Genomic DNA, 2,500 nt, shown 5'->3' with positions numbered 1-2,500 from the left:
CGCCGAAAATGTACCGGGGCTAAACGTATCACCGAAGCTGTGGATGGACACCTGGCAGGTGTCCGTGGTAGGAGAGCGTTCTAAGGGCGGTGAAGCTAGACCGGAAGGACTAGTGGAGCGCTTAGAAGTGAGAATGCCGGTATGAGTAGCGAAAGAAGGGTGAGAATCCCTTCCACCGAATGCCTAAGGTTTCCTGAGGAAGGCTCGTCCGCTCAGGGTTAGTCGGGACCTAAGCCGAGGCCGAAAGGCGTAGGCGATGGACAACAGGTTGATATTCCTGTACCACCTCTTCACCGTTTGAACGATGGGGGGACGCAGGAGGATAGGGTAAGCGCACTGCTGGTTATGTGCGTCTAAGCAGTTAGGCTGGTTACGAGGCAAATCCCGTAACCGTGAAGGCGGAGCTGTGATAGCGAGGGAAATATAGTACCGAAGTTCCTGATTCCACACTGCCAAGAAAATCCTCTAGTGAGGTGAAAGGTGCCCGTACCGCAAACCGACACAGGTAGGCGAGGAGAGAATCCTAAGGTGAGCGAGAGAACTCTCGTTAAGGAACTCGGCAAAATGACCCCGTAACTTCGGGAGAAGGGGTGCTCTGGTAGGGTGCAAGCCCGAGAGAGCCGCAGTGAATAGGCCCAGGCGACTGTTTAGCAAAAACACAGGTCTCTGCGAAGCCGCAAGGCGAAGTATAGGGGCTGACGCCTGCCCGGTGCTGGAAGGTTAAGAGGAGGGGTTAGCGTAAGCGAAGCTCTGAATTGAAGCCCCAGTAAACGGCGGCCGTAACTATAACGGTCCTAAGGTAGCGAAATTCCTTGTCAGGTAAGTTCTGACCCGCACGAAAGGCGTAACGATCTGGGCACTGTCTCAACGAGAGACTCGGTGAAATTATAGTACCTGTGAAGATGCAGGTTACCCGCGACAGGACGGAAAGACCCCGTGGAGCTTTACTGCAGCCTGATATTGAATTTTGGTACAGCTTGTACAGGATAGGTAGGAGCCTTTGAAGCCGGAGCGCCAGCTTCGGTGGAGGCGTCGGTGGGATACTACCCTGGCTGTATTGAAATTCTAACCCGCACCCCTGATCGGGGTGGGAGACAGTGTCAGGCAGGCAGTTTGACTGGGGCGGTCGCCTCCTAAAGAGTAACGGAGGCGCCCAAAGGTTCCCTCAGAATGGTTGGAAATCATTCGTAGAGTGTAAAGGCACAAGGGAGCTTGACTGCGAGACCTACAAGTCGAGCAGGGACGAAAGTCGGGCTTAGTGATCCGGTGGTTCCGCATGGAAGGGCCATCGCTCAACGGATAAAAGCTACCCCGGGGATAACAGGCTTATCTCCCCCAAGAGTCCACATCGACGGGGAGGTTTGGCACCTCGATGTCGGCTCATCGCATCCTGGGGCTGTAGTCGGTCCCAAGGGTTGGGCTGTTCGCCCATTAAAGCGGTACGCGAGCTGGGTTCAGAACGTCGTGAGACAGTTCGGTCCCTATCCGTCGTGGGCGTAGGAAATTTGAGAGGAGCTGTCCTTAGTACGAGAGGACCGGGATGGACGCACCGCTGGTGTACCAGTTGTCTTGCCAAAGGCATCGCTGGGTAGCTATGTGCGGAAGGGATAAGTGCTGAAAGCATCTAAGCATGAAGCCCCCCTCAAGATGAGATTTCCCATAGCGCAAGCTAGTAAGATCCCTGAAAGATGATCAGGTTGATAGGTTCGAGGTGGAAGTGTGGCGACACATGGAGCTGACGAATACTAATCGATCGAGGACTTAACCAAAATAGCGCGATTCTCTTTACTTCTTTCTTCTACAGTATTTAGTTTTGAGGGAATAACCTCATATTGTCTGGTAATTATGGCGAGAAGGTCACACCCGTTCCCATCCCGAACACGGAAGTTAAGCTTCTCAGCGCCGATGGTAGTTGGGGGCTCTCCCCCTGCAAGAGTAGGACGTTGCCAGGCTTACATAATGGAGGATTAGCTCAGCTGGGAGAGCACCTGCCTTACAAGCAGGGGGTCGGCGGTTCGATCCCGTCATCCTCCACCATATAAAATGCCGGCCTAGCTCAATTGGTAGAGCACGCCCGATTAAGCTTCGAAGCGATGCTTCAGCGTACCGATTGAACCACATCTTGAGTAAGCTTTCTGAAATCGGGACGACGGTTATATGCACTAACATATCAGCAGGTTATATCTTAATAATGCCGGCCTAGCTCAATTGGTAGAGCAACTGACTTGTAATCAGTAGGTTGGGGGTTCAAGTCCTCTGGCCGGCACCATTTCCGAGCCATTAGCTCAGTCGGTAGAGCACGATCGAGTAAGCTACGAAGCGATGCATCAGCGTACAGCTTGAGCTGCTACTTGAATAGGCTTACTGAAAGCTGGACGTCGTAGATGCACTTTGGTAGAAAGCAATATAAAATCCGTTCTTATAACTAAAAATAAGAGCCATTAGCTCAGTCGGTAGAGCATCTGACTTTTAATCAGAGGGTCGAAGGTTCGAGTCCTTC

The 2,500-nt window shown here is 52.5% G+C and carries 2 tRNA genes and 2 rRNA genes (1 of these 4 cut by a window edge); all 4 read left to right on the top strand.

Annotated features, from left to right (window positions below):
- Positions 1-1,769, top strand: a 23S ribosomal RNA gene (locus tag AN964_RS21735); it begins 1,166 nt to the left of the window's first position.
- A gap of 66 nt (positions 1,770-1,835) precedes the next feature.
- Positions 1,836-1,952: ribosomal RNA gene (gene rrf / locus AN964_RS21730) — 5S ribosomal RNA — on the top strand.
- A gap of 9 nt (positions 1,953-1,961) precedes the next feature.
- Positions 1,962-2,037 (top strand) — tRNA-Val (locus tag AN964_RS21725).
- A gap of 156 nt (positions 2,038-2,193) precedes the next feature.
- Positions 2,194-2,269, top strand: a tRNA-Thr gene (locus tag AN964_RS21720).
- Positions 2,270-2,500: the final 231 nt, after the last annotated feature.

The organism is Heyndrickxia shackletonii, assembly GCF_001420715.1.
In the GTDB taxonomy this organism is placed as follows: domain Bacteria; phylum Bacillota; class Bacilli; order Bacillales; family Bacillaceae_C; genus Margalitia; species Margalitia shackletonii.
This window is presented reverse-complemented; position numbering and strand designations above follow the sequence as displayed.